The following is a 24,591-nucleotide window of genomic DNA, read 5'->3' on the forward strand; positions in this document are numbered from 1 at the left end:
CCACCCAGGTCTTTCCCTCAAAGCGTTCGATGGGCGCGGGCAGAGAGACCCTTGAGCCAATTCCGCTGGCCCGCCGTCGGCGCAAAGTCCGGATAGCGCAGGCGCTGGGCCATATTGTAGAGAAACTGACGCTCGTTGTCTTTGAGCGCGATGCGTCCGCTCTCCAGGAGCGCCAGCAGCTCCTGAACCTGATCGCGCATGAGGGCCAGCTCCGAGGCCGAGGGCCGCGCCTCGTCGTCCGCTGCTCGCCGTTCGCTCCTGCTCTGATCGGCTCCGCTCCTGGCCCTAGAACGGGCCTCCGGCTGCTGCGAGCGCAGCCACTGCTCGTAAGCGGCGCGATCATCCTGCCAGGCGCCCAGACCGGCCAGCTCATCGGCACGCTCATTGAGAGCCTGCCCGGCATGACCGCGTACCCAGCCAAAGGACAAAGGCGCCGTACGGTGGTTGACCAGCCAACGGAACAACTGCCAGAGGTCGGGGTTCATTCGGGCCTTGTAGTCGCCCGTCGCCACCTTGATCGTGTACTGACTGTCGCTCCAGATCTTGAGCGGGCGATCCGGCGGGGCCAGGCTCAGGGCCGCCAACAAAGCCGCAATCTCAGCTCGATTGTTGGTTGTTGTGGCCGAGGGCGGAATATGCCCGTGGGCCTCGATGCGCTCAGCAGGGACCTCGTTCAGCGGCACATCGAGCCGCTCAACCGGCACCAGGATAGCACTCCAGCCGGCAGGGCCACCCGGGTTCTTGATGCAGGCTCCATCGGTATAGGCTACGACCGCCGGCTTCCGCCTGAGAGCCGAGCGTACTGCCTCTGCCGAAAAGCCGGCCAGCGCCTCTTTGACTGAACGCCACTCCAGCGATTCTGTCTCCTGACTCACTCACTGCACCATTCAACCTGATAATCATGACCGCGCCCACTCGCCTCACTCCCACGTCAGTCGCTCACCATCCAGGTCGGGTTGAAATTCAACCCTACGCGCCTAGAGAGAGGAAGGGGCAACGGCTGCCATTAGACGATGGCTAACACTATGGCCCCATGATACGGCCCCAGATGGCCCGCCGTCAAGCAAACGGTCGTCGTAGAGAGCGACCGGGCCAGGCAGGATCGTCAGAGGACTGTCAGGCGATTGGCGACTCTTTCTCTCTGCGCTCAGCGATGAAGGGCCGCCAGGGCTTCCAGCAGGCCCAGCAGCAGCGCGGCGCCCAACAGAGGCCAGGAGGGAGGCACGCTGGCCCGACGCTGCCTCAGCCCTGGCGCCAGCTCCAGCGGCGGATGAAACCAGCGGCGCGCCACTGGCCGCTGCAAGCCCCAGGCAATCAAGGGCGACAGTCCGCCCAGCGTTAGCAGGGTTACCAGGGGCCAGTAGTTTCCTACGCGGGCATCGAGCCAGAGCGTATAGATACTGGCCAGACCTGCCAGGGCGAGCAGCGTATTGAGCGCCACCTGCACGGAACGCGCCCAGGGAAGGCCACGGCGCACCCCTTCGCCGCACAGCAGCAGCAGCAATACAAAGGGGAGAGCGGCGAGCAGGGAGAGCAGCGCATTGAGGGTGGGCGAGAGCCAGGGCAAGCGCAGCGAAGGAGGAAGCCCTAGCCAGCGCCCCAATAGTGGCATCGCCAGCAGTTGTACCAGCAGGCTCCAATCGAAGAGCACCGCCAGCGTTACCACGCGCGGAGGTCGCAGCGACTCCTCTGGTTGACGGGAAATGGATTGCTGCGGGCCAGGAGATATCTCCTGCACCAGGTTTCCTCCTTCGCTCCAGATATGCTCTATTCGCCGATCCTATGTCCTGGCCCAACACAGTCCAGGCATGCTTGTCCTGCTTCAGGCAGGCCCCGAGCCGAGCCGGGCCACCAGCAGGACGAGCATGCCGAAGCGGGCAGAGAGAGCTAGCGATGAATCAGAGCCTTGACCGCCTGGGCAATATGGTGGGCATCGATACCGGCCTCCTCCAGCTGCTCCATAGGCTTGGCGGAGCCGGGCATCTCCTGGACAGCCAGCTTGACCACACGCGGCAGCGGCCCAGCGCGCTGCGTAAAGGCCTCCAGCACCGCCTCACCCAGACCACCTTCCGGCCAGTGATCCTCGACTGTCACAATGCACTGCTTCGTCTCATCGGCAGCCTGGAAAAGCGTCTCCTCATCGATCGGCTTGATCGAATAGGCATCGATCACTCGCACCAGGATGCCCTCGGACTTCAGGTACTCATAGGCCTTGAGGGCCTCGTGAACCGTGATGCCAGCCGCCACGATCGTCGCCTGGTCGTTCTCCGAGCGGCGCAGCACCTTGCTGCCGCCGATGGGGAACTCGTCATCGGGACTGTAGATCACAGGTGTCTTCTCGCGCGTTGTGCGCAGATAGACGATCCCGCCATGCTCTGCCATCTGGGCCACCAGCTTCGCCGTCTGGTTAGCATCGCAGGGATAGAGTACCGTGCTGCCGAAGATGGCCCGCATCATGGCCAGGTCCTCCAGGCCCATCTGAGACGGTCCATCCTCGCCGATCGAGACCCCAGCATGCGAGCCACACAGGCGGATATTGGCACGCGAGATGGCTCCCATGCGGATAAAGTCGTAGGCGCGTGTCAGAAAGGCTGCGAAGGTCGACGCGAAGGGGATGCGCTGGCGGACACTCATGGCGATGGCCGCAGCGACCATCTGCTGCTCCGCAATGTACTGCTCAAAGTAGCGCTCGGGGTAAGCCTTGGCGAACTCCTCAGCGTAGGTCGAGTTGCTGACCTCACCATCGAGGGCTACCACCTCGGGATAGGCGGCGCCCAAAGCCTTGAGGGCATCGCCATAGGCTTTGCGCGTGGGTACTTCCTGGCCACTGGCGTAGCGCGGCAACTCCAGAGGCTTGCGCTCCGCGGCAGCCGGCTGCAGATTCTCGGGCTTCTGCACCGTAAAGATCTGGCTGCGCACATGGGGCAGCTCGGCCAGAGCCTTCTCCTCCTGTTCCTTGCTGAGAGCCTTGCCATGCCAGCCCTCGGCGTTCTCCAGGAACGAAACCCCTTTGCCCTTCACGGTACGGGCGATGATCAGCGTCGGCGCCCCTTCCGCCTTCATAGCCTGGGCATAGGCGCGATCGATCTCCTCGTAGTTATGTCCATCGATGACCAGTGCTCGCCAGCCGAAGGCTTCAGCCCGCTCAGCGTAGGCCGCTGTATTCCAGCCCAGCATCGTTTCGCCGCGCTGGCCCAGGCGATTGCAGTCGAGAATACCGATCAGATTATCCAGCTTATAGTGAGCGGCGTGCTCGATGGCTTCCCAGATGGAGCCTTCGGCCATCTCGCTATCTCCCAGCAGCACCCAGACGCGATATGGCAGCTTATCCAGATACTTGCCGGCCAGCGCAATTCCCACACCGATCGGCAGACCCTGACCCAGGGAGCCAGTCGCCACCTCCACCCAGGGCAGGACTGGCGTCGGATGCCCCTCCAGCCGGCTGCCACGCTTGCGCAGGGTCAGCAACTCCTCGTCGGTAATGGCGCCCGCCGCTTTGTACATAGCGTAGAGCAGCGGCGCCGCATGGCCCTTGGAGAAAATCAGGTGGTCGTTGTTCGGATGGTGTGGATTGTCAAAGTCGTAGCGCAGATAGCTGACCAGCAGGACTGCCATCAAATCGGCGGCAGAGAGCGAGGAGGTCGGATGCCCCGAACCCGCCGCGGTCGTACAGCGAATACTATCTACGCGCAACTGCTGAGCAAGGTTGGTCCATTGCTCGACCTGAGTCTGTGCCTGAGTTGTCGTCATCAGCCAATCCTCTTGCCTTCCTTATGTGTGTTCATCGTTCTCTTGCTACTCGACGAATACGGTTCTATTGTAGGACAACTGCCCCCCTCGGGCAAGCTGATGTTCCTTCGTTCGCTCACACTGCTGCGCCGCAGGAGACGCCCAGCTCTCGATCTCCCTCCCTGAGCTGGAGCTGGTGCGCCCGCCTGGGCCTGCACTCTCTTCTGTGAAGAATTATAGTGCTTCCCTGCACCGGATCGCTTCACTGAGATGGGGGTCGGCCTGCTCACTCAAGCCAGGCCCGCGCCCTCCCTCCCTGCCTGGTTCTCTGACCAGGCCGCTGTTCTGGTCAGATCAGCGTCAGGAGCGGCGGCCAGGATCACGACCTTGAGCGCCTCGCCTGGTTGGGCCACAAGACGGAAGGCTTGCGCCGCCTCAGGCAGGGGGAAACGATGAGTGATCACGCTCTCGGCACGGATTCGACCAGTGGCCAGTAAATCAAGAGCCTGCCGCGTCTCATAGGGTCCGGCAGAGTAACTGGTGCGCAGCGTGATCTCGCGGAAAAACAGTTCATTGGGCGTCACAGGTAGCTGCTCCTCCGGTGGAGGCGGAGCAAAGAGCAGCACCGTTCCCCCCGGTCCCACTAGCTCCAATCCCTGACGCATGGCCTGCACCTTCGACGGCGTGACGATGACTACATCGGGTTTGCGCCCGTCGTTGGCGGCAAGCACGCGCGGCAGAAGCGGCTCCCCCTCTGGATCAAAGGCCAGATCAGCCCCTACCTCTAAGGCCCGCTCGCGCCGATAGGCAATCGGGTCGACAACCATTACACGGACAGCCCCCCTCAACCGCGCCAGTTGGGCAAGCATGATGCCATTGCTGCCCGCTCCCAGAATGAGGACCCGATCGCCGGCACGCAGCATGGCGCGCTCAATACCGCGAATACAGCAGGCCAGCGGCTCAATCAAAGTAGCCGCCTCGAACGAGAGCGAGGCGGGTAACAGCAGAACGTCGCGCTCAACGTTGGGAGCGGGAACCCGAATATATTCGGCCAGGCCGCCGGGATCGAGACGCGTCGCGCGAAAGGTCGGGCACTGCGAGAAGGCGCCGCGTTGACAATAGTGGCAGACCATGCATGGCACGTGATGATGTACAAAGACGCGGTCGCCAACCTTGAACTGCGCTACACCCTCCCCAACAGCTTCAACGACGCCTACCGGCTCGTGACCAGGATAGAGCGGGGCCCGCGGGCGCATATACCACTCCATGACATCGCTGGCGCAGATGCCACAGGCCACGAGCCGCACCAACAGTTCGCCGGGGCCGATGGTCGGCTGCGGCAGCTCCACGACCCGCACATCCTGATTGCTGTGATATTCAACGGCACGCATAACGCTCGTTCGCCCCCGCCCGCTCATCTTTTGGCCGGGACGACACACAGGAAGCCGAAGGCTTCGTCGCCCAGGGCAAAGAATTGATGAACCTCGTTGCCCGGAATATAGATGGCATCGCCCGCGCGCACCTCGTGCTCTTCATCACCCAGACGCAGGCGTGCCCGCCCATGCAACACATAGACGCCATGATCATGGGCATGCTGGTCCAGCGAGGTATGCCCACCCGGCTGTACAGCAAAATAGCGCAGATGGAAGTTCTGCGCTCCTTCATCGTTACCGATCAGGATCTGGCGCGTTGCATCTTTGGCCCGGCTATTCTCCGGTCCATAGGCGCGCACCGGCACGCCTTCCCAGCGTAGCTCTCCATGCTCCTGAGACTGGAGACGATGGATCACACCCATGCAAATCTACTCCTCTTGCACAGCTTAACAGCTCGTCACATGACCAGCAAGCAGCTCGCGGCTCTCATAGCACGACTCGCCCCAACCAGTGGGCACAAGCCATCAGTCAGTCAGTCAGAGGAAGAGGACAGGCGGACTGCTTCGACTGACTCGGTGCTGCGTCACTGCCGCCGTCAGCGGGCATGAGACTCTGCTTGTCTGCCTGCCTACCCGGCTGTCGGCTCGCCTCTCTCTGGTGCTGCCGCCTGCCCGGCCTACGCTATAGATTCTAGCATATGCTGCAGCTCGGCGGCGGTCTCAGCCTGCAGGAGGCGCTGAGCCTGCTCCTGCCAGTAGGCCAGGGGTTGACGCGCGAGCCGCTCCTTGACAGCCAGCAGCGCCGGCGGGTTCATGCTCAGCTCACGTACACCAAGGCCGACCAGGAGCGGACCGATCAGGGGATCGCCCGCCAGTTCGCCGCAGACGGCCACCAGGCGCCCATGTTGCTGGCCAGCCCGCGCCACCTGGGCAATGGCGCGCCAGACCGCTGGCTCTAAACGTCCGAAGAGCGAGGCCACGCGCCCATTGGTGCGATCGACTGCCATAACGTATTGATAGAGATCATTGGTGCCGATGCTAAAGAAATCCACCGCGCGCGCCAGCACATCAGCCATCAGCGCGGCAGCGGGTGTCTCCACCATGATGCCGACCGCCGGCCTCGGCGTGAGCCGTAGCCCCTGCCCCTCCAGCTCGGCGAGTACCTCCTCAGTGAGAGCACGCAGGCGTCGCACCTCTTCCAGAGTGGCAATCATAGGAAACATAATCTGCAGCGTGATGCCCGTAGCCTGAGCGGCGCGCAGCAAAGCCCGCAGCTGCTGGCGCAGCAGCTCCTCATGGCAGAGATGAATGCGCGCCCCGCGCAGGCCAAGGGCCGGATTGGCCTCTTGCAGAGAGCCAATGAGGGCCTCCAGCGCCGGGAAGGGCTTGTCGGCGCCGGCGTCCAGCGTACGGGCAATAATAGTCTTGCCCTGCGGCTGCCCGGCAGCGAAGGCGCGGAAGAGACGTCGATAGGCCGCTTCCTGCTCCTGCTCGTCGGGGAACTGCTCCCGACCTCCAAAGAGAAACTCGGTGCGCAGCAGGCCGATACCCTCGGCACCCTGCTCTGCAGCCTGCCTCGCTCCTTCCTCATCGCCTACGTTAGCAAAGATGGCCACCGGTACGCCATCAGCGGTAGCCCCTGAGCGTCCGCGCCAGCGTTCGCGTTGCTGCTGTTGCTCTTTTCGCTCTTTTTGCTGCAGATCAATCTTTTGCAGTATTTCCCGTTCCTGCTCAGGTGTCAAGTTGAGATAGAGCAGGCCACGCCCGCCGTCCAGAGCAATACGCTGGCCGGGTGTCAGCTGAGCGAAGAGGTCGGGAGAGAGGCCGCTGACAGCGGGAATTTCCAGAGAGCGGGCGATAATGGCGGCGTGGGTTGTCGGGCCGCCGAACACCGTACAAATACCGGCCACAAGCTTTGGATCGAGAGTAGCGGTATCAGAAGGTGTCAGATCATCGGCAACCAGGATCACTGGCTCGTGCACCCTCTCGGCCTGGGGAAGCAGGGAGCTAGCAGGGGTGCCCGAGAGCAGGCGCAGCACTCGCCCGGTGGCGTCGCGCACATCGCTGGCGCGCGCCGCCAGCAGTTCATCATCGAGGGCAGCCAGGATCTGGGCATTCTCTTCGGCGACCTCGCGCAGGGCCTGCTCCGCTGGCAGGCCTTGCTGACTGATGCGTTCAATGGCGGCATCCAGGATTTCAGGGTCCTGCAGAATCAGCTGATGGGCCTCAAAAATAGCGGCCTCTTCCTTGCCCACCGTGCGCGCAACCTGAGCGGTCAAAGCCTGCAACTCGGCCACAGCCTGCTCGACCGCTGTGCGCAGGCGCTGCTGCTCCTCGGCTACCTGCTCCGGCGTCAGCCTGCGGCCTTTGTCTGCAGCCGTCGGCTGAGGTTGGGACTGCTGTTGCAGGGCCGGAGAGCGGTAGAGCCAGACCGGCCCAAGAGCGAGGCCGGGCGAGAGCGGAACTACGCGAAGCGGAAGTGGGGCCGAAGATGGGGAAGGAGTGGGCGCCTGGAATGTCTGTTCATGCTCAGACACAGTGACTCAACCTCCTGAGAATCGCAGCCGCGGATGATGCCAACCCTACGGCGGGTAGGCGATGGATGGGCGCGCCTGGCGCTGCGCGTGGGCATCGGTGCCAAACTGAAATGATGTTCCTATTATCCGGCAAAAATGCGGGGGCTGCAAGAGCAAGGTCTGCCCCGTCTTCCCAACAGGAAGGGGGGAGAGCCGGCCCCATGCAGGCCGGCGTCGCTGGCTCCAGAGTGCCCGACAGATTCTCTGTCTGTTTACAGAACAGGCAGCAACGATATATACTCCTCAGCGAAGCCACCAGGAGGCGACTTCATACGAGAGTCGGGAGGAACCAATGCCGGGCAAACGCCGCGCCATCGTTATCCACAGTCCCCATTCGGGACGGGCACCGCAGCTTGAAGAAGCCCTGAAGCTATTGCAAGAGGCGGACATCGAGCTAGTGAGAGTTGAGCCAATTACGAATTTAAATGAGTTACCATCGCAGGGGAGCACCTGGCTTGCTCAGGGCATCGACCTGGCCATTGCCGCAGGAGGGGACGGCCTGGTTGGAGGAATGATCAGGCATGTTATCAAAGAAGGGCCGCCGCTGGCCATCCTGCCACTGGGTACGGCCAACGACACAGCCCGTTCGCTAGCCATTCCCCAGGACCTGCCTGGTGCCGTCGAGGTAATCGTGGGCGGCCAGGAGGCGGCGGTCGACGTCGGCATGGTCCTCCCGGCGACAGCCTCCTCCTCGGCCTCTGGCACTGGAGGCGAGGAGGCCGAGAGCGACTACTTCTGTCATACCCTCACTATTGGGCTTAACGTTGAATTCGCACGTCTTGCAACCAGCAGCGAGATGCGCGAGCGCTTCGGCGCCATGACCTACCCGCTGGCGGCGCTGGAGGCTCTGCGCGCGCACGAACCGCTAGAGGTGGTTCTCGACTTTGAGGAGCCTTCTGGATCTCTTGCTGCTCAACAGCAGTGCCAGGGCCAGGCTCAAGCAGCGGAGGAGCTCCGCTATCAGGTGCTGCAGGTCGCGGTGATCAACGCCCCCGTTTTTGGCGGCCCGCTTCAGTTGAGCATTCCAGGCGCCAGCGTTACCGATCACCTGCTCGATATCGTCGTGGTCCAGGGACTGGACTGGAAGGAAATTGCGTCGGCCATCGGCCAGCTTTTCGCTGGCGGCGAGAGCGAGCAGGGCCAGGCGAGCGAAGGAACGACTGGCAACCCCGCTGAGCTGATGGCCTTGCCGGGCTTGCATCACTGGCGGGCCACCGGTGTCACTATCAGCACTCCCGCGGGACCCTGTGAGGTGACGCTGGATGGCGAGGTCAAAGGGAAGACCCCCATCACGGTACGCATCGCCCCCGAGCGCCTGCGGGTCCTGGTGCCCACAACCTGGCAGGCTCAGACTGCCGAGACCGGCACATGAGCGGGACAGGCCGGGCCGACGCTGAGGTGAGGACGGGCAGGTGAACTGCCTGGCGATACCATTACTTACCATGCAAAGAGCACAGCACCAGACCAGACAACGGAGGCGCTGTCGCCGCTGATCAGATGGTGGCCGTGACCTGTTGTTGGTTGTGCCCGGCGGCGCCGGCTGCTCCCATCCACAAGGAAGGCAACCGTCCAGGTGCAGGCAGGAGCAGAGAGGAGGCCGCCGGCAGAAGAAGGGAGTGAGCAACGATGCGTATCGTTTCCTTGCTTGCCAGCGCCACGGAAATGGTGGCCGCCCTTGGTTGCACCGAGCAACTGGTGGGGCGCTCCCACGAGTGTGACTATCCGCCCGAAGTCCAGCACCTGCCAGCCCTGAGCCGTCCGGTGATTGACATCAATACCAACAGCGCCGGCATCGATGCCCAGGTCCGCCAGCTGGCCGGCACGCGTCGGAGTGGAGACGAGGCGGCCCTCCAGGCGCTCAGCATTTACCAGATCGACGTTGCCCGCCTCCAGGAGCTGCAACCAGACGTCATTTTGACACAAACTCAGTGCGAGGTCTGCGCCGTCAGCGAGCGCGATGTCAGCGAGGCCGTGCGGCAGCTTACCGGACTGCAGCCGCGCATCGTCTCGCTGGCTCCTTATCGCCTCAGTGATGTCTGGGAGGACCTGCGGCGTGTCGGGGCCGCCCTCGGACGTCTGGCAGAGGCTGAGGCTCTGATCGCCAGCTATCAGCAACGCCTGGAGAAGCTGCGCCAGCGCTGCGTCCGCCTGAGCGCCGAGCGCGGCCAGGCTCCCCGTGTGGCTGTCCTGGAATGGCTTGATCCGCTGATGGGAGCCGGCAACTGGACGCCTGAGCTGATCGCTTATGCTGGCGGCGAGCCAGTCTTGAGCGCCAGCGGGCAACATGCGCCCTGGATTGGCTGGGACGAGCTGCGCCAGGCCGATCCAGAGGTGCTGATCCTCTCACCGTGTGGCTTCGATGTGGAGCGCACGCGGCAAGACGCCGCTCTGCTTCAACAGCACTCCGCCTGGTCGGAGCTGCGCGCTGTGCGCGAGGGACGCGTGTATCTCATCGATGGGAACCATTACTTGAATCGCTCCGGGCCTCGCCTGGTCGAGTCGGCGGAACTGATTGCCCGGGCGCTATGGGGGGAGCAGGCGGGAATACCGCTGCCGGCAGAGGGCTGGCAGCCTTGGCGTTAAGGGTCGCCCGTCAGCCAGCAGTGGAGCAAAGAAAGACAATTCAGGGCCGTCCTCCAGGGCTTGCCCGCCGCCCCAACAGGGCCTTCTTGATCGGGGAGCGGGTAACGTCCTCACCCGAGTGGCTTTGGACCAGCCCGCGCAGGGCAAGACAGAAGGCGACAAGCACCAGAGGCGGCCCTTTGCTGTGTTCTCTTAGCTCCTGTCGCTGGCGAGCGCACCAGAGGCAGGCGCAAGAGCCAGAGCGCCAGTTGACTGGCACTCGCTACGATTGCTCGCCCCGCCTGGGCGCGGAAGCCCAGAAAATAACGACCACAAAGAGGGCGAACAGCAGCACCAGGAACCCCATCAGGCCGTCAACGATGGGGGCCAGGCTGAACTGGAAGAGGCCGGCGGCGGCAAAGAGTAGGACGATACAAATCCCCACGATGGGGAAGAGAAAGAGCCAATTGTAACGCCGCGCTGGATCGGCAGCCCGCCGGCGCCGGCTCGGTAGCGGTGTATAATCAGACTCCAGTGGCTCCATGAAACGCCTTTCTACGGCAGCGAGCGCAGGCCGCGCCACCAGGGACTGGCATCTTGTCCAGCCCGCGCCGTCGACTTGCGCCCGCAGCGGATGATTTCATCACTCAGCTCAGTTCCTGGTGAACCAGCGGAGCCAAATGGGTAGCCTCGTGCTGAGGACTCCTCTCGTTCGGTTCACCGGCCCTTATTATAGTGCCTCCCGAGCGGGAAAGCAACTCTACCGACAGCCAGCTGGCAGCCGGTGCAAAGGATCAAGCAACTCGGCATGGAGCCTGTGACCCAGCCCCAGCCTGTGCTAAGAGGTACGGCGACGACCGGACTCGGGGGCACAGCGAAGCGAACGCCTGACCGAAATAAAAGGCAGCGGGCGCAAACGGTTCAGATAGCGACGCAGCTCCAGGGCGTTGACATGATAGGTGGAACCCTTGACCGTGGCCGGGATTCGGCCTTCAGCAATAGCAGTACAGAGGTCGGCAATGGTCAGGACACGCTCTGACATGAGGTACCTCCCAGGGGACTGTGCACTCACAGCCGGCCAGTCTCATCGGCTCGCCGCCCGCTGTGTGCCTCTTCCTCACACCTCTCCTCTTTCCTTCCCCCATGTGCGTCAGCGAGCCAGGCCCAACCTACTCTCATCTAGCCACACGCACCATTACCGGCGTCGGTTTCAGTGCATTCACTCCATCTATTAAGAAAAACACGGCAAACGCACACTTTATTTCCATAACAAGGCGTGACATTGCAAAAGCAGGCTACAAGAAAAGCAGTAGCTACTGCTGCTCCACCCGCCCATGAAGAACAAGCTGGTCCTCACGCTCGCTCGTCTCCCTTACCAGCGGCCTCAGCCCGTCTGTCTGGGGCGGCTCCGGCCCAAGGGAAGCCGTTGCCCTGCGCTGGGAGGCGAGGCCGGCATCGACGGGAGCAGCGGGAAGATAGAGAGTAAAGCAACTGCCTTCCGAGAGCACGCTGGTCGCCGCCACACTGCCCTGCATGGCCTCCACCCACTCCTTCACCAGCGCCAGCCCCAAGCCGCTGCCGCTGCCATCGCGGCGCAGCTTACTCGAAGCCTGATAAAAGCGCTCCCAGATACGCGGCAGCTCCTCGGCAGGGATACCCTCGCCCGTATCGCGTACCTGGATCACCACCTTATTCTCCTCCTGGGAGACTGCCACGGCCACAATGCCACCCGGCGGCGTATGGCGGATACCGTTGTGCAGCAAGTTCTGCAGCGCCTGAGCGAGTCGCTCGGGATCAGCCAGGGCCAGCGGTCCCGTTGGCGGCGTCTCCGCCACCACCTGCACCCGTCCACTCTGCCAGGCCAGCGGCGCGCGGGCGGCCACCAGGCGGCGCGCCAGCTCACCCACATCGGTCGGCACGCAGCGCAAGGTCAGGCGCCCGACCTCGGCGCAAGCCAGAGCAAAGAGGTCCTCGACCAGCCGCTGCAGGCGCAGCACCTCAGCCTCCATCACCTCCAGATCTCGTGGCAGGGATTCCGGCAGCTCGCCACGATCCAGGCGACGCAGGGCAGCCTCCAGATAGCCGCGTACCGTAGCCACAGGCGTACGCAGTTCATGAGAAACAGCGGCCACCAGCTCGCGCTGGGTCTTGAGCAGCCCGGCCACCGTATCGCGCTCCTGCTTCAGCTCGCGCAGGGCCCGCTCCAGCTCGGCTGCCATTGCGTTAAAGTCGGCCTGCAGCTGGGCAACCTCATCCTCGCCCTCGACAGGCACGCGCACCCCATAGTTGCCCAGGCGCAAGGCATGAGCCGCCTCGGCCAGCGCGCGCAGACGGGCCGTAGTCCGGCGGACCACCAGATAGGAAAAGAAAGCTGTCGGGGGAATCACCGCCAGTAAGGCGATGAACGACACCAGCCCAAGCATCATCGTGACCGAGATGAGCAGGGCCAGATCTTTCACGTTGGAGAGGGCCAGCAGATCGAAGAGGAGAATGAGCAGCCCCGCCGCCAGCAGGACCATCACGGCGTGAGCGTGAGTCAAGGCCCACAGCAGTTGTCTGCGCCGCAAACGGCTCCAAAGGGATAACAGGCGCAGAAAGCCACGCCAGACAATATAACCAACCAGAGCGACTGGGGCCATTCCCAACAAAACCAGAGGGAACGCGGCCAGTCTGGGAAAGAAGAACGTGGCCCCCAGCCGATGCCCCAGACTCAGCAGGAGAAAGGGCAGCCCACAGAGCAACAAGATAAGCAGCAGCCCCCAGGCCAAATCGCGCGCCCAGCTCCGCCACCGGGGTGGGGGTCCGACCTCGGCGCGCAGCGCAAAGTAGCCCAGTCCGAAAGGCGCCAATAGCAGCAGGCTAAACTCACGTCCCGTCTCCGTAGCAGACGTCAGACAGATGAAGCCGCACAGCAGCGAAGCAAACAAGACAGCTTCAAGCAGAGCGCGTCTGCGCCTGGCCCTCAACCAGAGGCTCGCCCATCTTTCTTTCATTGCTCTCCTCCCGCCCTTGAGGGGCTATGCGCACGCCAGCGATAGCCAACGCCCCAGACTGTTTCGATGGCCTCGCCCAGCGCTCCCAGCTTCTTGCGCAGGCGCAAAACGGTATTATCTACAGAGCGATCGCCGCCGACATAGCTCTCTCCCCAGACCGTATCAAGGAGGTAAGCGCGGCTGAAGGCGCGTCCGGGACTGCGCAGGAAGAGATGAAGGAGTTCAAACTCAGTCGGACTGAGATCAAGCGGTTGGCCATCCAGGGTCACTAGATGGGCCTGGGCGTCGAGACAGAGCGGTCCATCGATAAGGGGTCGCTCGGCCCGCGCCAGATCCTGCTGCAGCATCTGCTGAATCAGCTCGGCACGGCGCAGGAGCGCATGCACTCGCGCCAATAGCTCCCGCATGCTAAAAGGCTTGGTCAGGTAATCGTCGGCCCCTAGCTCCAGACCTACCACGCGATCGGTCTCCTCACTTCGTGCCGTCAACATGAGCACGGGGGTGGGCGCTTGCTGGCGCAGGCGGCGCAGCACCTCCAGGCCATCCATGCGCGGCAGCATCCAGTCCAGAATGACCAGCGCCGGGCGTTGCTCCTCATGCAAGCGCAAAGCCTCGACTCCATCGGGAGCATAGAGGACCTCGTAGCCATCCGCTTTCAGTTCGCGAATAATGAGCTGCGCCAGATCCTGCGCATCCTCAACGAGTAAGAGCGTTTTCATCCCCGTTCAATCAATCACTTCAATACAATCTCTCGCCGCTTCTGCCCAACCAGGGCTAGAGCCAGGCGCCCTACCAGAGGCATCAGGTAGAAGCGCCGACGGGTCGCCTGAATCATGCCAATGAGCCAGCCCGTCAGAGTCACCACCTGCAGCGTCCCCAACAGCAGCAGCCAGCAGCAGAAAGCAAGCGCATCCACCTCAGACGGAAGCCACCACAAGGAGAGGCGATCAACATAGACAGGCATCATTATCATGCATACATCGATGATTGTCACCAGTCCAAAAAAGAACAAAGATTGCAGGGCATGGAAGCGCACCAGGCGACTCCTGCCCCCGAAGAGCAGGACCAGCAGACCAGAGAGCCAGCCGCCCAGGTAACAGAGCATGCCCAAGACGGAATCGGCGTTCGTCGAGGGTGATAGCTCGTCTGAAGCTTGCTCAGTCCCAGGATGGTAGCTTGTGAGAGGCAACCACTCAGCAGCGGCTGCCTGCCTGAGCTGCTCCTGCTGCTGAACGCTTCCCTTTTCTTCATACAGGCCCTCGAAAGGAGGCCTGGTCTGCCAAACAGTGGCATAATCCTTTCTTCCGTCATCCAACACGAGAATGAGGCTCCTTTCTTCTCTCGGCGCCACAGCGACATGATCTCAGCCCAGCGAGCTCAAAGCCATGAGCACACGCAGGCTGCTAGCTATCACATGAGATGAGCTTAATCCTGAGTTGTCATGGCCGTATCTGATCTTTGTCGCAATTCTGTCGCAACCGCCTGCTAGCGACCAGAGCCAGGCGGCGCGCACCACGATGGCGCACTGAGAGAGGGAGGAGCTGAGCGTCAGGACCAGCCCGGTTGGAGAGTGGACGAGGAACGCGCAGAGCGGAGCGCCGGGGAAGCCGCCAAGAAGCGAGGCCCTAGCGGGGCGGCCCCTGGCGAATGCGGCGGCGCATTGCCTCTAACGGCCACTCCTGCCAGGTGCCCCAGCGCTCTGGCACGATATTTTCGACCCACCATGTCACTCCAACGCGGGCGTAGGCGGCCACCAGCGCGCGATCGGCCTCGGGGTCCTCGCCGGAGCTGATCCCGAAATGTACCACCTCGAAGGGGCCCGGCTGCGAGCGCAGCTGCTGCAGAGCGGCCACAATCTCGGCCATTGTCTCGGCTGAGAGCATTTCGGTCAGGGCCAGGTCGCGCCCAATAGGAATGAAACCATCCCAGCGGATCGCCCGGCGCAGCGGGGCGCGATTGGGCCACATGCCGGCCACCCAGATCGGAATCCGCGGCTGCTGACGAGGAGGGGGGAGAAAGTGCGCCTCCTGGATGTGGTAGTAGCGTCCCTCGAAATGGAAAGGCTGACCACTCCACAGCCCGTTGAGGATCGCCAGGCCCTCGTCGAGCATGGCCCCCAGCACCTTCAGGTCCGATGGCTCCCCCAGGGCAGCAAAATCGAAGTAGCCACCACCCAGGCCCACCCCCAGCACCAGACGTCCGTCCGAAAGATGATCGAGCGTCACCGTCTGACGGGCCACCTCCCAGGGACGGCGTCGCGGCAGGGGCGTCACCAGGGGGCCAAAGCGCAGGCGCTGCGTATGCAGAGCGATCGCTGTCAGCGCTACCCAGACCTCCGCCAAAGGATCGTTGGTCGGCGCCAGGGTTGTGCGCGCAATCTGATCCCAGAGAAAGAAGCCGTCCCAGCCGGCAGCTTCCGCCTCCTGGGCCAGCTCACACAGCAAACGCACATCAGCGAGGGGGCCAAAATTGGGGAGATGCAGACCGTAGAGCATCGTTCGTCAGGTAGAAGCGTTGTCTGAGGCGGCGCACGCCCGAGTCGCGCCCACGCCTGACAGCCAACGCCAAGCCAATAAAAAAGGGGTGACCGATGGGGCTCGAACCCACAACCGCTGGAGCCACAATCCAGAGCTCTACCGATTGAGCTACGGCCACCGTGTTGCTTCTTTGATTACGTGCACAGCCAGTATAGCGGAGAGTCTGTCGGCTGTCAATAGGGCAGCGGCCAAAATCAGGCGCTGACCTGCAAATACTGACAGGCCAGCGCAGTGCCACCTGTCTGTTCGCCCGCCAAAGAGCGCCTGCATGGAGCCAGGAGAGCAGCCCTGCTAACCAACTAACCACCAACGAGCTAAGGAGAAACCTCATCAAGGCGGCGCAGGCGCGTGGCCGTCCCGAACTGAGCGATCACCGCCGCCACAATCAAGCAGCCGGCAATGATCAGGAAGGTATTCAGCGGACCCAGCGTCGGAATCAGAGGCGGAATGACCAGCAGGCCCACACTCCCCCCGAGATGGCCAACGCCATCGACCAGCGCGAAGCCCGTGGCGCGCGCTCGCGTTGGATAGTGCTCGGTTGACCAGGTGTAGGTCATCGGTACCCAGAGATTGAAGCCGAAAAAGAGCACGATCGAGCCGAGCACCGCCACAGCGAAATTGCCAGCTCCGCCCAGGGCAATCAGCAGGCAGCCAATCAGGGTGAGCAGGGCCGCCACCGGTAGCCAGTACTTGCGCTCCAATAGCTCGCCAAAGGCATAGTCGAAGATGGCCACCAGCACAAAGCCCACAGAGCCAATGGCCACGATCAGACCGGCCTCCGGCGGCGGGAATTTCAAGGCCGCCAGCAGCGAGGTCAGGCCCGCCGCGATAGCATAGACCGTAATGTAGCCAATGAACCAGACGACGAAGAGGAAAATCGTGCGCAGCAGATAGAGGCGATTGCCAAAGATCTCGACATAGGGTATCCGGCCCGGCTGCGTCTCAACCGGAATCTCGGAAGGCGTGGGTAGCTCGCCAACGCGGGCCCGCGCCTGCGCCTCCATTTGCGCCACCACGCCTTCCGCCGCCTCGACCCGCCCTTGCGAGATCAGCCAGCGCGGCGACTCATGGAGCTGGAAGCGCATCAGGATGCCAATCAGCGCCAGTAAGGCCCCGATGCCGTACATCAGGCGCCAGCCGAAGGTGAAGCCAGGGCCAGCGAGAGCAAAGGGCAGTCCCAGCGGAAAAGCTTCTGGCTGGGTGGTGAGCAGCAGGCCCAGCCAGACCCCGAGGAAGGCACCCAGCGAGGACATGATAAAGATCAGCGAGGTATAGCGCGCCCGTCCCCCGCTCGGCGCCACCTCGTTGATGTAGGTATTGACAAGGGCCAGGTCCGCGCCAACACCAATGCCCGTGATGGTGCGGGCAATGATAAAGTTCACATAATCACCTACCAGAGCATTGTAGAGCGAGCCCAGCCCGGTGATGACCATCGTGACCAGCAGCATATCGCGCCGTCCGAGGCGGTCCGCCAGGGGACTGAGGATGAGGGTGCCGATGACGTAGCCCACCAGGTTGAGCAGCACTGGCAGGCCCAGGTAGTTGGCCGCTGATTGGGGGGTACAGCCCGGCACAATCTGGACACAGGTCTGGATGAACGAGACGTTGATGTCGAAAATGTCGAAGAAGGTGAAGAGGAAGCCAGCCCCGATGATGCCAATGTACAGATAGGGCAAGGCCCAGATGGGGATACGGTCCAGGCGCGCTACCACAGCAGCGGCTGTGCTGCTCGCGCCTCCCACGGGCCGCGAGGGATTGCCTGCTTCGGAAGCCATACCTGCCTCCCTCCCTGGCACAGGCGCGGCTGTCATTGCCAGCCTGCCAGTCAGCCAGAATACATTGAGCTACGTTGCTACAATTCGTTCGCTCTGGCCCGATGAGGTATGTTCCGCTGGCCCGATGGTCTATGAGCAAGCAGCCTGTTCTAGACAATTGTACCTGTGCTTCTCCCTCACTGTCAAGGGAAGGAGCGGCGAGCAGGAAGACGAGAGGCAGGTTGATCGATTCTTCCTGGGCATGTCTGGACCCGGGTGCCACTGGCAACAGGAGAAGACTTGACATCGGCTTGGCCGTGCCATACACTCCAAACAAAGGCGCTAGTAGAGCAAACAGGCCGGTTCTTTGTAGCAGAAAGGGCACGTGGCTACATGGTTCACCACACGTCAGAGGAGATCAAGAGCAACCAGGTCAGGGAGGGGGAAGCCGATCTCTCTCAGTTGCCGGAGGTTCCGCCTGGCATGCTGATTCCGGCGCCCAGCAGCACGCCGCGCAAGCGCACGCGCTGGCCGGACGCCATCGATGTGATCTTTGAGAAAGATCCTGCCTGTAACAATATTTTTGAGGCGTTGCTCTACCAGGGGCTGTGGGCCATCTTCTTTCACCGCATCGCGCATTTCCTCTATAATCTGCATATCCCCGTCATTCCTCGCCTGATCTCGCAGTTCGCGCGCCTCGTCACCGGCGGCATCGAGATACATCCGGGCGCCAAGATCGGGAAGCGCTTCTTCATCGATCACGGCGCTGGCGTAGTGATCGGCGAGACTGCCGAGATCGGCAACAATGTCATGCTCTATCACCAGGTGACGCTCGGCGCCACCGGCTGGTGGCGTCCAGGTCCTGGGCGCAAGCAGAAGCGCCATCCAACCATCGAGGATGATGTAACGATCGGCGTGGGGGCCGCTATTCTGGGGCCAATTACGATCGGGCGTGGAAGCAAGATCGGCGCAATGGCCCTGGTACTCGAATCGGTGCCGCCCAATTCCGTGGTGGCAGCCAAGCCAGCTGAGCTGCTGGTGAAGAGTGGCGAGCCTCTGGCCAAGCACGAGGAACTGACCCAGGGTTGGGAGATGGATTATCAGATTTAAGTTCGACCGCGAGCAGTGCGCCTGGTCAGGTCTGGTCTGCCGCCTATTCGACCAATCGGCTGACCGTCCTGGCTCACTTGGCCAGACCGGCCAGGCAATCTCGCTACGAAAACAGGCTCTCTCTCCCTGTTGAAGCGGGCGGGCCTGGCCTGGCACCCACCGCCCGCCCGCGTTCTTTCTTTCTTCCTTCCTTCCTCTGCCGCTTCCCGGGCCGGGTCGCTGCGACTGCCGAGCCTGGCACGCCGACCAGCTGTGGCCTCAACCACGCAGATCGTTCACCCTTCGCTGGCACTTTCCTCCCCATAGCTCGCCAGGGTTTCAATCAGCAGCTCCCAGAAACGGGGCGCATCGAGTCCGTAGCCAACGCAGGCGTTGGCCCGCCGGCCCAGCACCCCATAGACATCGCAGACGGTTCGTCCCAGGGTGTACTCGCCGCGCGTCTCGATCGCAACGTACATGCTGTGTTGGTTGACGAGGGTCGGATCGATCAGAGCCGCTACTGCACAGGGATCATGCACCGGCGGAGCCGTGAAACCAAAGACCTGACGATAGGTAGCGCCAAAGAATTCGAGCAACTGGCAGACGAAGGACGGCACAGGACGCTCAAGGCTGCGCAGGCGCTCAAGGATCGCCGGCGTGGCCAGAGCCTGATGGGTGACCTCCAGCGGGATCATAGTGATCGGGCAGCCGCTGTTAAAGACGATGGCCGCCGCCTCGGGATCGAAGTAGATGTTGAATTCGGCGGCAGGGGTGACATTTCCCAGGCCAATGGCGCCGCCCATCAAATAGAGACCTTTGAGGCGCGAGAGAATGGCAGGCTCGCGCGTGATGGCGCTGGCCACATTGGTGAGCGGTCCCGTGGCCACCAGCACCACATCGTCCGTGCTGCGCACGAGATCGATGATGAGATCGACGGCATGCTCGGGCACCGCTTCCCGCTCGGGCTCTGGCAGGGCCGGCCCATCAAGACCTGACTCGCCGTGAATATCTGAGGCATAACGCGCCTCCCGCACGAGCGGCTGCGCCATGCCCCTGGCTACCGGTACATCGCGAATGTGCGCCAGAGTGCAGACGCTGAGCGCGTTGCGCGTGGTCTTTTCCAGCGTCTGATTGCCAGCCACCGTGGTGACGGCCAGCAACTCCAGCCCCGGGTGACGCGCCGCCAGCAGCAAGGCGATCGCGTCGTCGTGCCCCGGGTCGCAGTCGAGTATGATCTTCTGCTTCTTCTCCATCGCAGTTCCCCTCTCTGTCCTATCGCAAGGGCGCGCTCTTCTTCGTCGACCGAGCACAGGAGAGTGGAAGAGTTCGGCCCGCTCAGCGCCACTCTCACCCAGAGGAGCGGCTCCAGGGCGTTGAGCGACTGCCGCTTCCTTCCTTCTTCCTGCTGCGGCAGACAGAACGATTGTACCACTTCCTCCAACAAAGGAGCGGAGTTAGACGGGAGCGAGTGGGGGCGGTCGCCGCGGCCTGCCTGTGCTCCAGCTCGTCGCCCACCTGGGGAGAGTATCTTTCGCGCGCTCCTCTTGCTATAATGGCCGCAGAACAACTCGTTTTGGGGGGTTTGCTTGACGAAGATGGCCCGCGCCAACCTGCTCATCGGCCAGTCAGGAGGCGCCACCGCTGTGATCAACGCCAGCCTGGTTGGAGCTGTGGAGGCCGCGCTGGCGAGTGAGCGGGTGGCCAATGTCTACGGCATGCTCCACGGCATCGAGGGTTTCCTCAAAGAGGAGCTGATCGACCTGGGTCGCCAGCCAGCAGAGCTGTGGCCGCGCCTGCGCGAGACGCCCTCTGCGGCCTTGGGAACCTGCCGCTATCGGCTGCGCGATGAGGATCTGGAGCATGCTTTAGCGCTGCTGCGTCGCTACGAGATCCGCTATCTGCTCTACATTGGCGGCAACGATTCGGCGGACACGCTCCATCGCCTGGCTCTCGCTGCCCAAGACCGCGGCTACGAGCTGCAGGCGATCAGCATTCCCAAAACCATTGACAACGACCTGCCACTGACCGATCACTGTCCCGGCTACGGCAGCGCCGCCCGCTTCATCGCCCTGGCAACGCTCGATTCAAGCCTCAACACGTCCTCTATTCCCTGGCACTATCCTGTCAAGATCATCGAGACAATGGGGCGCGATGCTGGCTGGCTGGCCGCGGCCTCAGCGCTGCTCAAGGAGGACGAGAGCGATCCGCCGCACCTGATCCTGGTGCCCGAGCGTCCTTTCCGCCAGAGCGAGTTTCTGGCCCGTGTCGAGGCCATCCAGCGCCGGCTGGGCTACGTCGTCGTCGTAGTGGCCGAAACGGTACGCGACGAGAGCGGGCGCTCGCTGGGCAGCCTGGGCGCTCTGGGAGTCGACGCCTTTGGCCATCCCTTGCTGAGCGGCGCAGCCCAATATCTGGTAGAATCAGTCAGAAGCCAGCTCGGTCTGCGGGCACGCTTCGATAAGCCCGGCGATTTGCAGCGCATGGCCAGCGCCTACGTCTCGCCGGTCGATCGCGCGGAGGCGCTGCTGGTCGGGCGCCAGGGCGTCCTGGCTGCGCTTGCAGGATACAGCGATCAGATGGTAACCTTGCAGCGCGAGGAGGGACCTGTCTATCGCTGCACGACCGGCCTGGCCCCGCTGGCCTCTATCGCCAATGAGAAGCGCTGTCTGCCAGCCGAGTATCTCGACGAAAGCGGTACGATGATCACAGAAGCATTTCGACACTATGCGCTGCCATTGCTGGGTGAGCTTCCACCGCGCTATGCGCAGCTTGCGCCCATAAAGGTCAGGTGAAAGAAAGACAATGGGGTCACTGAAACGCGCAATTCTGGTTGTACTGGACGGCGTTGGGGCCGGAGCCAATCCTGATGCCGCGGCCTACGGCGATGAGGGCGCCAGCTCGTTAGAACACTGCGCCCAGGCCGTCGGCGGGCTGGAGCTACCCAACCTGGGTCGTGCCGGCTTCGGCAACATCACGCCGATCCTGGGCACGCCGCCACGGGCCGACGCCGATGGCTCGTGGGGCCGCATGAGCGAGCAGGGAGCCGGCAAGGATAGCACCACCGGCCACTGGGAAATCGCCGGGCTGATCCTGCGCCAGCCCTTCCCAACCTATCCACATGGTTTCCCGCCCGAGCTGATCGCTCGCTTCGAGGCAGCCATTGGGCGCAAGGTCCTGGGCAACAAGCCGGCCTCGGGCACCGAGATCATCAAGGAGCTGGGCGAGGAACACCTGCGCACCGGCTATCCAATCGTCTATACTTCAGCCGACAGCGTCTTCCAGATCGCCGCTCACCAGGATGTTATCCCCCTGGAAGAGCTGTATCACCTCTGCCAGATCGCACGCTCGTTGCTGGTGGGCGAGCACGCTGTGGGACGCGTCATCGCTCGCCCCTTCACCGGTACGCCCGGCCACTTCGTGCGCACCGAGCACCGGCGCGACTTCTCGCTGCCCCCCACCGGCCCTACACTCCTCGACCATCTGCAGGCCCGCGGCTATGCCGTCATTGGCCTCGGCAAGATCGAGGATCTCTTTGCCGGACGGGGCCTGACCGCCAGCGAGCATACCGAGACCAATCGCGCTGGCATGGAGGCCGCGCTGCGCTGGCTAGAGCGCGATTTTACTGGCCTGCTCTTTGTCAACCTGGTCGAATTCGACCAGCTCTGGGGCCACCGACGCGATAGCCAGGGCTATGCTCAGGCCCTGCGCGAGGTCGACCGCTGGTTCGGCGTCGTGCGTCAGCGCCTCCAGCCGGGCGACGCCATCTTCTTCACCGGCGACCACGGCGTTGATCCGACCTATCGCGGTACCGACCATACGCGCGAACAGGTACCGCTGCTGGCCTATGGACCAGCCGTGCGCCCCGGCCTCGACCTGGGGGTGCGCGCCACCTTCGCCGATTTAGGACAGACCATCGCTCAGGCCTTCGGCGTTGAGCCGCTGGCCGCCGGCACCAGCTTTGCACAGGAACTGGGACTGCTATGACCGATCGACAACTGCGTAACGATTCCTATCCGCTACTGCATGGGGAGCGCGTCTATCTGCGCCGCCCACAGCAGAGCGACGCTCCCCTGGTCTTCGCCTGGGAGCGCGATGACGAGGTGTGGCGCTACGACCCCCATCGGCCCTACTCGGAGACCCTGGAGGAGTTTTTGCCGATCTTCGAGCGCAATTACGTGATAGGCAATGGACGCCAGTTCTGGTTTATCATAGAGGACGAGCATCACGTTCCTATCGGCACCATCACCTACTTCAATCTGGACTATCGCCTGCGTCAGGCCGAGATCGGCCTCGGCCTCGGCGAGAAGAGCCGCTGGGGCCAGGGCTACGGCCCGGAGGCCATCCGTACGCTGGTTCGCTATCTCTTCGAGACGCTCGGCCTGGTGCGCGTCTACGCCGAAACAGCCCAGGCCAATCAACCGGCCAGACGAGCCTTTGCTAAGGCCGGCTTCACGGAGGTCGGCCAGATCTTCGATCCGCGCAGCACCGGGGCCCCCTGGGTGCTGCTGGAAATTGTCAAAACAGAGGAAAACGCTGCCTCATGAGTACAACACCGACTTCTCAGAGACCAGTAGATCCAGGCATCTTTAAAGCGTACGACGTGCGCGGGATCTATGGCCGCGATCTGACCGACGAGGCGGCCTACATCATCGGACGAGCTGCCGCCCTCTATCTGGCGGTGCCGGAGATCGCCGTTGGGCGCGATATGCGCCTCTCGTCGCCGGCCCTGGCCGCGGCCTTGATGCGTGGCATTACCGACCAGGGCGTCAATGCCATCGACCTGGGGCTGACCACCACTGACGAACTCTACTTCGCCGTGGGCAAGTTCAACTATCCCGCGGGCGTGATGATCACCGCCTCTCATAACCCAGGCGAGTACAATGGCATGAAATTCTGTCGCGCCCAGGCGGCCCCGATCAGCCTGGATAGCGGTCTGGCCGAGATCCGCGATCTGGCGCTGCGCGGCCAGTTCCCTGAGCCGGAGCGCAAGGGCCAGGTCATCCAGCGCGACGTGACCGATGACTATGTGGCGCACGCCCTCTCTTTCATCGACGTGAGCAAGATCAGGCCGCTTAAGGTGGTCATCGACGCCGGCAATGGCATGGCGGGCATGATCATGCCTCGCGTCTTCCAGCATCTGCCTTGCGAGCTGATCCCGCTCTACTTCGAGCTGGATGGCCACTTCCCGAACCATCCAGCCAGTCCAATTGAGCCGGAAAACATGGTCGATGTGCAGCGCAAGGTCCGCGAGGTAGGGGCCGATCTGGGCGCGGCCTTCGATGGCGATGCCGATCGCATGTTCCCCGTCGACGAGCAGGGCAACGTCATCGACGGCTCAATGGTGACCGCCCTGGTAGCGCAAAGTCTCCTGCGTAAGCATCCCGGATCGACCATTCTCTACAACCTGATTGTCTCACGTAGCGTGCCCGAGTTGATCGAGCGCCTGGGTGGAAAAGCCGTGCGCACGCGCGTGGGGCATTCCTACATCAAGGCTCAGATGCGCGAGCTGAACGCCATTTTCGGCGGTGAGCACTCGGGCCATTTCTACTTCCGCGACAACTGGTTCGCCGATTCCGGCTTGATCGCTTTCCTGCTGCTGCTCGAACTGGTCTCAATCGAGAATAAGCCGCTCTCGGAGCTGATTCGGCCACTCAATACGCGCGTGCGCAGCGGAGAGATCAACAGCCGCGTCAGCGATGTCCAGGCGAAGCTAGAGGCCCTGGTCGAGCGCTATGGCCCACAGGCGCGCTCGGTCGATCGGCTCGACGGCATCACGCTCGATTTCGGCGACTGGTGGTTCAATGTGCGGCCTTCAAATACGGAGCCGCTCCTGCGCTTGAATGTGGAGGCCAATACGCGCGAGCTGATGGAGGCCAAGCGCGATGAGCTGCTGGCCTTTATCCGCTCCTAAAGGCCGCTGACGAGTCAGGGCCAGCCTGACATAAACGCAGAGGAGAGGCCGATGAGGATGGCCCTCTT

General features: G+C 62.9%; 21 protein-coding genes and 1 tRNA gene. 7 read left to right on the plus strand and 15 right to left on the minus strand.

Features of this window, described 5'->3' with window-relative positions:
* Nucleotides 1-17: 17 nt before the first annotated feature.
* From IRZ31_RS02985 to ptsP, 6 genes are all read right to left on the minus strand, one after another.
* Complete coding sequence (locus tag IRZ31_RS02985; protein WP_297149383.1) at nt 18-875, minus strand: RNase H family protein; 858 nt, start codon at nt 873-875, stop codon at nt 18-20.
* Between the two features lie 272 nt (nt 876-1,147).
* Nucleotides 1,148-1,738 carry a hypothetical protein gene (locus tag IRZ31_RS02990; protein WP_297149384.1) on the minus strand — a complete coding sequence of 197 codons (591 nt, stop codon included), beginning with the start codon at nt 1,736-1,738 and terminating at the stop codon, nt 1,148-1,150.
* Between the two features lie 149 nt (nt 1,739-1,887).
* Nucleotides 1,888-3,750 (minus strand): transketolase, encoded by a 1,863-nt coding sequence (locus IRZ31_RS02995; RefSeq protein WP_297149387.1) that lies wholly within the window; start codon nt 3,748-3,750, stop codon nt 1,888-1,890.
* A gap of 269 nt (nt 3,751-4,019) precedes the next feature.
* Nucleotides 4,020-5,120 (minus strand): zinc-dependent dehydrogenase, encoded by a 1,101-nt coding sequence (locus tag IRZ31_RS03000; RefSeq protein WP_297149389.1) that lies wholly within the window; start codon nt 5,118-5,120, stop codon nt 4,020-4,022.
* Between the two features lie 23 nt (nt 5,121-5,143).
* Nucleotides 5,144-5,524, minus strand: coding sequence for a cupin domain-containing protein (locus IRZ31_RS03005; protein WP_112433469.1), 381 nt, complete (start codon nt 5,522-5,524; stop codon nt 5,144-5,146).
* Nucleotides 5,525-5,778: 254 nt separating this feature from the next.
* Nucleotides 5,779-7,638 (minus strand): phosphoenolpyruvate--protein phosphotransferase, encoded by a 1,860-nt coding sequence (gene ptsP / locus IRZ31_RS03010; protein ID WP_297149394.1) that lies wholly within the window; start codon nt 7,636-7,638, stop codon nt 5,779-5,781.
* A 331-nt stretch (nt 7,639-7,969) separates the two neighbouring features.
* Between ptsP and IRZ31_RS03015 the strand changes: the two genes are divergently transcribed.
* Nucleotides 7,970-9,049: a diacylglycerol kinase family protein gene (locus IRZ31_RS03015; RefSeq protein WP_297149395.1), complete on the plus strand. Its 1,080-nt coding sequence runs from the start codon at nt 7,970-7,972 to the stop codon at nt 9,047-9,049.
* 254 nt (nt 9,050-9,303) lie between these two features.
* Complete coding sequence (locus IRZ31_RS03020) at nt 9,304-10,260, plus strand: cobalamin-binding protein (RefSeq protein ID WP_297149397.1); 957 nt, start codon at nt 9,304-9,306, stop codon at nt 10,258-10,260.
* Between the two features lie 262 nt (nt 10,261-10,522).
* On the opposite strand, the gene IRZ31_RS03025 is transcribed toward IRZ31_RS03020, so the two are convergent.
* The 8 genes from IRZ31_RS03025 to IRZ31_RS03060 form a co-directional block, all read right to left on the minus strand.
* Nucleotides 10,523-10,783 carry a hypothetical protein gene (locus tag IRZ31_RS03025; RefSeq protein WP_297149399.1) on the minus strand — a complete coding sequence of 87 codons (261 nt, stop codon included), beginning with the start codon at nt 10,781-10,783 and terminating at the stop codon, nt 10,523-10,525.
* Between the two features lie 294 nt (nt 10,784-11,077).
* Complete coding sequence (locus IRZ31_RS03030) at nt 11,078-11,281, minus strand: hypothetical protein (protein WP_297149402.1); 204 nt, start codon at nt 11,279-11,281, stop codon at nt 11,078-11,080.
* A gap of 271 nt (nt 11,282-11,552) precedes the next feature.
* Nucleotides 11,553-13,232, minus strand: coding sequence for a HAMP domain-containing sensor histidine kinase (locus tag IRZ31_RS03035; protein WP_297149403.1), 1,680 nt, complete (start codon nt 13,230-13,232; stop codon nt 11,553-11,555).
* A complete protein-coding gene (locus tag IRZ31_RS03040; RefSeq protein ID WP_297149405.1) occupies nt 13,229-13,951 on the minus strand; it encodes a response regulator transcription factor in 723 nt (240 codons plus the stop codon). The genes IRZ31_RS03035 and IRZ31_RS03040 overlap by 4 nt, the downstream gene beginning before the upstream one ends.
* 14 nt (nt 13,952-13,965) lie before the next feature.
* Nucleotides 13,966-14,550 carry a hypothetical protein gene (locus tag IRZ31_RS03045; RefSeq protein ID WP_297149407.1) on the minus strand — a complete coding sequence of 195 codons (585 nt, stop codon included), beginning with the start codon at nt 14,548-14,550 and terminating at the stop codon, nt 13,966-13,968.
* Nucleotides 14,551-14,857: 307 nt separating this feature from the next.
* Nucleotides 14,858-15,727, minus strand: coding sequence for an LLM class flavin-dependent oxidoreductase (locus IRZ31_RS03050; RefSeq protein ID WP_297149409.1), 870 nt, complete (start codon nt 15,725-15,727; stop codon nt 14,858-14,860).
* A gap of 87 nt (nt 15,728-15,814) precedes the next feature.
* Nucleotides 15,815-15,887 (minus strand) — tRNA-His (locus tag IRZ31_RS03055).
* A 196-nt stretch (nt 15,888-16,083) separates the two neighbouring features.
* Complete coding sequence (locus IRZ31_RS03060; protein WP_297149411.1) at nt 16,084-17,544, minus strand: MFS transporter; 1,461 nt, start codon at nt 17,542-17,544, stop codon at nt 16,084-16,086.
* A 462-nt stretch (nt 17,545-18,006) separates the two neighbouring features.
* Between IRZ31_RS03060 and epsC the strand changes: the two genes are divergently transcribed.
* Nucleotides 18,007-18,633 carry a serine O-acetyltransferase EpsC gene (gene epsC, locus IRZ31_RS03065; RefSeq protein WP_084658381.1) on the plus strand — a complete coding sequence of 209 codons (627 nt, stop codon included), beginning with the start codon at nt 18,007-18,009 and terminating at the stop codon, nt 18,631-18,633.
* Nucleotides 18,634-18,908: 275 nt separating this feature from the next.
* On the opposite strand, the gene IRZ31_RS03070 is transcribed toward epsC, so the two are convergent.
* A complete protein-coding gene (locus tag IRZ31_RS03070) occupies nt 18,909-19,865 on the minus strand; it encodes a nucleoside hydrolase (RefSeq protein ID WP_297149415.1) in 957 nt (318 codons plus the stop codon).
* Between the two features lie 342 nt (nt 19,866-20,207).
* Here IRZ31_RS03070 and IRZ31_RS03075 point away from each other — a divergent pair, with 342 nt between their 5' ends.
* Genes IRZ31_RS03075 through manB form a run of 4 tightly spaced genes read left to right on the plus strand, consistent with a single transcriptional unit; the run spans nt 20,208 to nt 24,523 of the window.
* Nucleotides 20,208-21,404, plus strand: coding sequence for a 6-phosphofructokinase (locus IRZ31_RS03075; RefSeq protein ID WP_297149422.1), 1,197 nt, complete (start codon nt 20,208-20,210; stop codon nt 21,402-21,404).
* A 10-nt stretch (nt 21,405-21,414) separates the two neighbouring features.
* Entirely contained in the window at nt 21,415-22,596 is a 1,182-nt protein-coding gene (locus IRZ31_RS03080) for a phosphopentomutase (RefSeq protein ID WP_297149417.1), read from the plus strand.
* Nucleotides 22,593-23,156, plus strand: coding sequence for a GNAT family N-acetyltransferase (locus IRZ31_RS03085; protein WP_297149419.1), 564 nt, complete (start codon nt 22,593-22,595; stop codon nt 23,154-23,156). The genes IRZ31_RS03080 and IRZ31_RS03085 overlap by 4 nt, the downstream gene beginning before the upstream one ends.
* Nucleotides 23,153-24,523, plus strand: coding sequence for a phosphomannomutase CpsG (manB, locus tag IRZ31_RS03090; protein WP_297149420.1), 1,371 nt, complete (start codon nt 23,153-23,155; stop codon nt 24,521-24,523). The genes IRZ31_RS03085 and manB overlap by 4 nt, the downstream gene beginning before the upstream one ends.
* Nucleotides 24,524-24,591: the final 68 nt, after the last annotated feature.

It is taken from the genome of Thermogemmatispora sp. (assembly GCF_019683635.1).
GTDB lineage: Bacteria > Chloroflexota > Ktedonobacteria > Ktedonobacterales > Ktedonobacteraceae > Thermogemmatispora.

Bases quoted from the DNA above. Each gene is read 5' to 3' on its own strand.
- IRZ31_RS03015 (WP_297149395.1), top strand. From the start codon at position 7,970: ATGCCGGGCAAACGCCGCGCCATCGTTATCCACAGTCCCCATTCGGGA.
- IRZ31_RS03000 (WP_297149389.1), bottom strand. From the start codon at position 5,120: ATGCGTGCCGTTGAATATCACAGCAATCAGGATGTGCGGGTCGTGGAG.
- IRZ31_RS03035 (WP_297149403.1), bottom strand. From the start codon at position 13,232: ATGAAAGAAAGATGGGCGAGCCTCTGGTTGAGGGCCAGGCGCAGACGC.
- IRZ31_RS03040 (WP_297149405.1), bottom strand. From the start codon at position 13,951: ATGAAAACGCTCTTACTCGTTGAGGATGCGCAGGATCTGGCGCAGCTC.
- IRZ31_RS03005 (WP_112433469.1), bottom strand. From the start codon at position 5,524: ATGGGTGTGATCCATCGTCTCCAGTCTCAGGAGCATGGAGAGCTACGC.
- IRZ31_RS03060 (WP_297149411.1), bottom strand. From the start codon at position 17,544: ATGGCTTCCGAAGCAGGCAATCCCTCGCGGCCCGTGGGAGGCGCGAGC.
- IRZ31_RS03025 (WP_297149399.1), bottom strand. From the start codon at position 10,783: ATGGAGCCACTGGAGTCTGATTATACACCGCTACCGAGCCGGCGCCGG.
- IRZ31_RS02995 (WP_297149387.1), bottom strand. From the start codon at position 3,750: ATGACGACAACTCAGGCACAGACTCAGGTCGAGCAATGGACCAACCTT.
- IRZ31_RS03020 (WP_297149397.1), top strand. From the start codon at position 9,304: ATGCGTATCGTTTCCTTGCTTGCCAGCGCCACGGAAATGGTGGCCGCC.
- epsC (WP_084658381.1), top strand. From the start codon at position 18,007: ATGCTGATTCCGGCGCCCAGCAGCACGCCGCGCAAGCGCACGCGCTGG.
- IRZ31_RS03085 (WP_297149419.1), top strand. From the start codon at position 22,593: ATGACCGATCGACAACTGCGTAACGATTCCTATCCGCTACTGCATGGG.
- IRZ31_RS03080 (WP_297149417.1), top strand. From the start codon at position 21,415: ATGGGGTCACTGAAACGCGCAATTCTGGTTGTACTGGACGGCGTTGGG.
- manB (WP_297149420.1), top strand. From the start codon at position 23,153: ATGAGTACAACACCGACTTCTCAGAGACCAGTAGATCCAGGCATCTTT.
- IRZ31_RS03030 (WP_297149402.1), bottom strand. From the start codon at position 11,281: ATGTCAGAGCGTGTCCTGACCATTGCCGACCTCTGTACTGCTATTGCT.
- IRZ31_RS03070 (WP_297149415.1), bottom strand. From the start codon at position 19,865: ATGGAGAAGAAGCAGAAGATCATACTCGACTGCGACCCGGGGCACGAC.
- IRZ31_RS03075 (WP_297149422.1), top strand. From the start codon at position 20,208: ATGGCCCGCGCCAACCTGCTCATCGGCCAGTCAGGAGGCGCCACCGCT.
- IRZ31_RS03050 (WP_297149409.1), bottom strand. From the start codon at position 15,727: ATGCTCTACGGTCTGCATCTCCCCAATTTTGGCCCCCTCGCTGATGTG.